Here is a 7,325-nt window from a genome sequence, read left to right as displayed (position 1 = left end):
CATTAAACCATCTCGAAGACTATATAAATAATAATCCAATATCATTCCGTTATGGGGCAATCCATTCTTTTACGAAAGTAATACGCAGCCTAATCAAACGGTTAGAGGAAAAAATGCCTCAAAAATAACATATCCTCTTCATTGCAAAAACTCATCATCATGGGTGATTACAAACATAGAAATTTAAACCTTGTAATTACCCTCCCCATTAAAGATCGACATATCAGTTATAATTATCCTTGGCTGTTGACACTGTCAACACTGCTCGCTTTATGACCTGAAATAATTCCCCCTGATCTCAGCCATCACACCAGACACAAACTCTCTGCGAGCACGTTTGACCTCTGTTTTTCCACCAAGTGGTGGCGTACTTACCGATTTTGGCTTTACAGGCGGATGTACTGCCCCCACGTCACCAGTGTTAAACTGCCCTTCCCTTGCCCGTTTCAGATTCGCCAGCAGGTAGGCCGTGACATTCCTGACCTCCACCGCTTTCATGCGGCCAGCAAGATCGTCCAGAATCCGCTGTCCCAGCCCGTCAGGCAACACGCTAAGTTGCTGCTCCAGCATATCCCGGTCAGGTGTATTCAGTCGCTCGATTACCGCCGTCGGCCATGACAACCGACTTTCGCCCCCTACGTACGTATCTTTTACACTCTGTGTAAAACTACGTACGTAACGGTTCGATTTTCGAACTAAGCCGCCATCCCTTGATTTCCGGCTTAGTTCGGAATCCGAACCCGGTAAAATACCCCCCTCCAGGCGGCTAAGTTCGGATTCCGAACTCTGTGGTTTTTGACTTGGTTCGGTTTTAGAACCGGGGGTTTTCTTCTGCCGTAACGACACCATTTCCTGCGGAGTTTGTGGGGCAGATAACCGAGCTTCGATCAGCGTAACGCGTGAGTGCCGGTGGCGCATACGGGTATCGGATTTGATTTCATGCAAAACGGCCAGCGCTGTCAGGCGTATTGTTTTATTGGTGTGTCGGCAGGCATCAGCAACGGCATCAAGCCAGCCGGGATCGAAGTATTCCGCGTCAAACAGTCCCAGCGCCTCGTCGTGCTGAGCATAGATATTGCCGCGAATACGCCCGGATTTATCCCTGACACGCTTGCAGAGACTCAGCCACCCGGTAAGACGCAGCATTAACAGCGCCCTGCTGACCGTCTCCCGGGAGGCTTTATCCGAATGAGGAAGCGCCAGCTGGCACTGCAATTCGTCATAGGTAGGAAAAACAGCGCCCTCGTTCTGCTGGGCGTACAGCCGGATCATCACCCACGCCATCTTATCCAGCGGAGACAATCGGCTATCCAGAAATAAACGCCGGGGAACGGCGTCATGCACGTTCCCCAGAAAGAGCAATCCGCTCTGCTCATTACTCTGCTCGCCGGACTGTGCCTTTTGCTCAATCCGGTTTTGCATCTTCGCCAGCGTACGCTGAATAACATCATCGACGGGAACAACGGCCATCAGGCAGCACTCCATCCTTTGGTTAGCGTCCAGACTGCGGTTAACGAAATGTCCTGCTGCTCAGCGATTAGCATCATGGCCTCCAGCGCATCCAGCGATTCCAGGTTGTCAACATTCGATGCCTTCCACTGCTGCCACACCGCCAGTTCCTGTTCTTCTGTCGGGATCTGGCTGCGCCCCTGCCGGGTTACAACACCGACCAGGCGTCGCCGGGAACTGACTTCCGACGCCGTCAGACCGAAAAAACACTGCATCAGCTCGATAGAGCCGCCCAGCGTTAGCGCTCTGTCGATACGCTGTGTCCGGGTCTGCTCACGACGGGCCTGCGCCAGCATGGTGTTCAGGTTGGTATGGTTGATACGGAAGGTCAGAAGCGATACCTGTGTATTCACCAGATAATGCAAATCCTCAACGGTCAGGCTGTTTAGTTCCTGGATCTCTTCCAGCGTTAACCCCATCGCCTCACAACGGCGGATATTGCCCGACTTCAACTCCATAACTATCTGCGTTAACAGTGCATTCATCGCGCACTCCCTCCATAAATAATCGCAATATCAACAACCCATGCCAGAAAACAAAGCAGAATAACGATCCATGATGTGGCTTCAGCTTTCATCGAATCCTCCATATCCAACACGCCGCCGAAACTCGGCAATGGTCTGACATTCAACGCACAGCCTGACGCCCGGAACAACTCTGCGACGGGCTTCCGGGATCTCATGTCCACAGAGTTCACATTCAGCAGACGATATCGCCGGTGATATCAACGAAGAGCGAATGCGCTCGACCTGGCTATCGACCATCAGTTGGGTCACCTCCTGTGCCTCATCAACCCAGTCCGCTTTCATGCTGCGCCCTCCCCAAATGTCTGACGTTGCAGCTCGCGCAACCGGCGTACAACTCTAATCAACCGCAGAAATTTCACTGCATACACATCATTGAGTAAGGGTTCTTCAAACGGGCTGGACGCACCGAGAAGAAATCCGGTTAGTGTCGATAAAGGGGTATAAGATCCGCCACCACACAATGCGGCCAGCAGCTCACTGTTCGCATTTGGCGGGAGAGAATAGCCTGCGCCAAGGAGAGATTTATCTTCCTGAACAGCATCTTCAATCCCCATCACCTCCGCCAGTTCAAACGCCAGGCGAAACGCGATGTCCTGTAGATGTTCAACATCATCCTGTAACGTCGGGATATGCCAGATATCGGTTACCGGCTCCAGCCCGTTCACAGCAAAAGTAATGGGATTTACTGGCGGCTCCTGACGCTGACCGCCAGTACAATCACCAGGCTCTTGATCAACGTCCGGAGTAACGTCGGGAAATTCAGATATCGAATCTCCAGGTATATTCCCATCATAAAGATCCAGCTGTTCTTCATCGGGCGGTAGATCAATATGTTCAGAGGAGTCGCCCCCGGTAGTGACAGGCTTTTTCCCTGTTGTTCCGGAATCGATGGTAACAGAGGGCGGCTCAGCAGCCGGTGGTAGTGAAGGCTCATCATGGGTTTTGTCTGCATCCAGAACATGCTGGGGAAGCGGCTTCGGCTCGCCGAACAGTTTGCGTCGGTTCTGCTCCTGCGGATCGAGTTCAATCAACCAGCTATCGTAGGTCAGTTGCGGATCGGGCATAGCTTTCAACAAGGCCGCAATCAGCTCTTCTTTAAAGATGTCGGCTGAGTAGTGATCCGGGTCGTCAAAGGCACGGCAGACACCGCCAAAGACATCATTAAATTCCTGTTCCGGCGGCAATGCGACGTTCTGACTGAAGGTCTGCCATGCTTTTTCCGCCGCCGTTCGCAACGCAATAAGCTGGGCGATCTGAGGCCGCCCCATACCTGAATTAAGCAAGTTGGGTATCCACGGCCAGAGGTGTTCGATTGTCGCCACCATACGGCTGATATTCGAATGGTGAACCGGATAACCGGCCTCTTTCAGCAGATCGGCCAGCTCGCGCTGACTCACTTCTCGCCCCAGTTGTTCCTCGTAGATAGCTCGCGCCTTCTCGATGCCAAAAGCTTTCTCAATAAATGACAGCTCGCCACGTACATCATTCTCGGCCAGATGGCCGATAACGCACTGCAAACGCCCCGGCCACGGTTTCACGATGCACTGAACACGGCGAAAACGCTCATCGCCTGTTTCTGCATACAGTTCCGTCAGGATGGAATAGCGAGTGTTGCCACCGTCGCTGAAGATATAAACATCCTCCGGGCTTTCCGGATCTCTGGTGACTTTTGGCACCGAATCCAGCCCCCGGGCGCGGATCGACGCTTTGATATCGTCATACTTCGGGTTAAGGGAAGTTCGGGGGTTATCCGGATTGGGACGCAGTTGCTCCAGCGTCAGAACCATCGGCATTTCATTGACCGGCAGCACCACGGCAGCGCTTTCAGTGTTCGGGGTACGACCCCGCTGAAGCAGCTTTTCACCCAGTTGACTGGATTTCTTAGAAGTCATAGCGACCTCCGGTGAAATCTTCGAATCGGGTAATCTCCGCCTGATACTGTACTTTTACGGTGCCAATCGGGCCATTGCGCTGCTTGCCAAGGATGATTTCCGCCACACCGGGTTCATGCGTATCGGCGTCATACACTTCGTCCCGGTAGACAAACATAATCAGATCGGCATCCTGCTCCAGCGCCCCGGAATCGCGCAGATCGCCATTGTTCGGACGCTTATCCGCCCGGCTTTCCAGTGACCGGTTGAGCTGTGACAGCGCCACCACCGGACAGCCAATTTCTTTCGCCAGCGCTTTGAGTGAGCGGGATATCTCCGCGATCTCCTGCGTCCGGTTTTCCTGCCCCGGGCAGCGCATCAGTTGCAGATAGTCCAGCAGGATCAGGGATGGATAGCCATATTTACGGATATTTTTTCTTACCCGGGAACGCAGGAGCGCCGGTGTCATATAGCTGGAATCATCAATTACCAGCCTGCCTTTCCAGTCTTCAAGCAGGACTTTCATTGCTTCGCTGACCCGCGCCCAGTCTTCATCCTGCATATCGCCATTGCGCAGGTGTTGCAGAGGAACACGACCTAACATGGCGGTAAAGCGCATCAGTAGCTGCTCGGTAGGCATTTCCAGGCTGTAGACCTGCACCGCCATATCCGGACGCTCATTCAACGCTCCATCGCAAAATGCCAACCCAAGCGCAGTTTTCCCCATCGATGGACGACCAGCCAGCAGAATCAGATCACTGGACTGGAAGCCGCTGGTCATCGTATTTAGTTGAGCAAAGCCGGTAGGCGTACCGGTAATGAGATCTTCGCTGCCGCAACGCTGCTCTAGCCGGTTGAGGAAGGTTTCCAGTGAAGCAGGCAGATCAACATCCCCATCCGGGGATTGCTGTTCGGCAATGGCGAAGATACGGCGCTCAGCTTCGTCCAGTAATACCATCAGGTCACTTCTGGTATCGCTGGCCTGCCCGACCAGATCGTGTCCCAGTTCCAGCAACTGACGCTTCTGCCCGTAGCTGGCAACATACTCTGCATAAGCCACGATATTGGCCGCACTGGGCGTATTTTTGGAGAGTTCGGCGAGATAGGCAAAACCGCCGCACTGTTCCAGAGTACCTTGCTGCTCCATTGATTCAGCCAGGGTTATCAGGTCGATGGGCTTGTTCTGAAGCAACAACGTCTGCATGGCGGAGAAAATCACGCCATGCGGCCGCGAATAAAAGCGGTCAGCAGAAACAATCGTTGCAATATCATCCCAGCGATCGTTATCAAGCATCAAACCGCCAAGGACAGCCTGCTCGGCGCTGATTGAATGTGGCGGCGATATCTGTTCGGTGTTATTCATTCTGGCCTCCGGCACTACGACATTCGACCAGGGCTTTATTCAAACGGGCCAGCAAGGACGGGGAAACAAGAAACAGCGGCCAGCCATCACGTTCGACATCAAGATAAACGGCAGAACCAGCGGAATAACCGACCTCAAAGAAACGCCACTCCCGGGGAGAATCAATCTCCATATCCATGCTGAGATCAACAATCTGGTTATCCAGCATCAGACCCCATACTTCGAGCTGGAATTCACTGCCATCCCACATTGCTTTCAGTAGGCCAGGGATTTTTTCCAGAGCGTCAGAATAGGTTTTGGCTTCAAAAAAGACCCATTGCTCATCAACTTTTACCCGACCATCGCGAGCTACGAGACTGTAATTTGCACGATAAAGTGTCATTACTTATCCCCCTTCGGCTGGTTTTGCAGCACCGCATCAAAGCGGTCGCTCCATTCAGGGAACAATTCACAGGCCAGATCGTGCATGGTCTGCGCGGCAGGCAAACTCTTCCGGTCAGTCTGGTATTCAAGACGGTGAGCGGGTTGCCCCCGTGTATGGCCCAGCTTGTAGACTTCAAGATCGTAGATTTGGGTTTCGAGCAGAGTAACGGGGGGAATATCCGCTTTGCTATACGTTCCATCAGCAATAATCGTGGTTAACGCACCCAGCGCTTCTTCAGCCAGCAGCGTGTAATCCATGCAATTAACCAATATCTTCATCGGCGGCAACGCAATACCAAACCCACGGTAGGGAAGCAGCTCTTCCATCAATCCCACCGTTCCTCGTAAGAATTCCCGAATGTCAGGCATTACAGGCTTCACAACTGCCAGCGCGGTATGTGTTGTCGCCAGAAGCATCTGTTCCAGCATGATTGAACGTGCGCCTTGTGTGTCACCAATAATTACGTCATAAGACGCAAATAATGGATGCTGTAGCTGATTACGTAATCGGATGCGCCCATCAGGTGCGTGCATCATTGCCGTTTTTAGTTGTCCGTGAGGATCGTTGGAAATTATCAGATCAAGATTATCAATGCAGGTATGGGAAATTAACTGTTCCGGATGGTTAAGATCTACAGTCTGCATAAGCAGCTCATACAGACCACATGGAGCTTCATAACAAAGAGGGTAATAACTGGAGACGGTTGGCTGACGGTAATCGCCGTCAATCAGGAGGGTTTTGAGACCGGCGTCGGCACAGAAGCCAGCCAGGTTGGCAGAGTGAGTGGACTTACCTTCACCGCCTTTGGTAGAAATTACTGAAATTACATGCATATAAGTCACCTGTGTACGATTTACAGGTAACAAACGTTCTATGCGTGTTTAAATCAGGGATTGAAAATCCCCGTGTCCTTGGTTCGATTCCGAGTCCGGGCACCACTATTTAAAGAACCCAGCCCATGGCTGGGTTTTTGCTTTTATAGCCTCTGATCTTTCTAAAGCAATCACAACCCCTCTCACCCCCCCATCTCACTGCGTAAACCCAACATCGATACAAAACTGTTAGATTCAACAATAGGACAGGACTTAAGAGGATGACCGCACCCACTACTGAAGGTGGGATACGGATAACAGGGCAGGTTTTTACAGTTGTAGATCGGATAAGGCGATACACCGCATCCGGCGAAATGCCACCGGGAGTGCCTGATGCGCTGCGCTTATCAGGCCTACAAAATACATTCAGCTGTAGGCCGGATAAGGCGGGATGCCACATCCGGCGGTTTCCACTCCCCACAGACGCAAAAAAGCCCGTCCGTCAGGATGGGCTTCTTCACTTATTTGATGCCTGGCAGTTTATGGCGGGCGTCCTGCCCGCCACCCTCCGGGCCGTTGCTGCGCAACGTTCAAATCCGCTCCCGGCGGATTTGTCCTACTCAGGAGAGCGCTCACCGACAGACTGCAGATAAAACAAAAGGCCCAGTCTTTCGACTGAGCCTTTCGCTTTTATTTGATGCCTGGCAGTTCCCTACTCTCGCATGGGGAGACCCCACACTACCATCGGCGCTACGGCGTTTCACTTCTGAGTTCGGCATGGGGTCAGGTGGGACCACCGCGCTACAGCCGCCAGGCAAA

Annotated in this window: 7 protein-coding genes and 1 rRNA gene; all 8 read right to left on the bottom strand. The window is 52.5% G+C overall.

What is annotated here, in order from left to right; translation table 11 throughout:
- Nucleotides 1-270: 270 nt before the first annotated feature.
- The 8 genes from NNO02_RS21995 to rrf all read right to left on the bottom strand — a co-directional run bounded on the left by NNO02_RS21995 (nucleotide 271) and on the right by rrf (nucleotide 7,321).
- A complete protein-coding gene (locus tag NNO02_RS21995) occupies nucleotides 271-1,470 on the bottom strand; it encodes an STY4528 family pathogenicity island replication protein (protein WP_271455747.1) in 1,200 nt (399 codons plus the stop codon).
- Nucleotides 1,470-1,994, bottom strand: coding sequence for a DUF2857 domain-containing protein (locus NNO02_RS21990; protein WP_023218673.1), 525 nt, complete (start codon nucleotides 1,992-1,994; stop codon nucleotides 1,470-1,472). The genes NNO02_RS21995 and NNO02_RS21990 overlap by 1 nt, the downstream gene beginning before the upstream one ends.
- Before the next feature lie 81 nt (nucleotides 1,995-2,075).
- A complete protein-coding gene (locus NNO02_RS21985) occupies nucleotides 2,076-2,318 on the bottom strand; it encodes a TraR/DksA C4-type zinc finger protein (RefSeq protein ID WP_271455746.1) in 243 nt (80 codons plus the stop codon).
- Nucleotides 2,315-3,928, bottom strand: coding sequence for a ParB family protein (locus tag NNO02_RS21980; protein ID WP_271455745.1), 1,614 nt, complete (start codon nucleotides 3,926-3,928; stop codon nucleotides 2,315-2,317). Before NNO02_RS21980 ends, NNO02_RS21985 begins: the two co-directional genes overlap by 4 nt.
- A complete protein-coding gene (gene dnaB-PI, locus NNO02_RS21975) occupies nucleotides 3,918-5,270 on the bottom strand; it encodes an SPI-7-type island replicative DNA helicase (RefSeq protein ID WP_271455744.1) in 1,353 nt (450 codons plus the stop codon). Before dnaB-PI ends, NNO02_RS21980 begins: the two co-directional genes overlap by 11 nt.
- The gene (locus NNO02_RS21970) at nucleotides 5,263-5,652 is read right to left on the bottom strand and encodes a hypothetical protein (RefSeq protein ID WP_271455743.1); all 390 of its coding nucleotides are present in this window, start codon (nucleotides 5,650-5,652) and stop codon (nucleotides 5,263-5,265) included. Before NNO02_RS21970 ends, dnaB-PI begins: the two co-directional genes overlap by 8 nt.
- A complete protein-coding gene (locus NNO02_RS21965; protein WP_271455742.1) occupies nucleotides 5,652-6,527 on the bottom strand; it encodes a ParA family protein in 876 nt (291 codons plus the stop codon). The genes NNO02_RS21970 and NNO02_RS21965 overlap by 1 nt, the downstream gene beginning before the upstream one ends.
- Before the next feature lie 678 nt (nucleotides 6,528-7,205).
- A 5S ribosomal RNA gene (gene rrf, locus NNO02_RS21960) occupies nucleotides 7,206-7,321 on the bottom strand.
- Nucleotides 7,322-7,325 lie beyond the last annotated feature (4 nt).

Source organism: Citrobacter sp. Awk 2 (assembly GCF_028069815.1).
Lineage (GTDB): Bacteria > Pseudomonadota > Gammaproteobacteria > Enterobacterales > Enterobacteriaceae > Citrobacter.
Note: the sequence above shows the minus strand (reverse complement) of the source record. Positions and strands in the feature narration are given on the sequence as shown.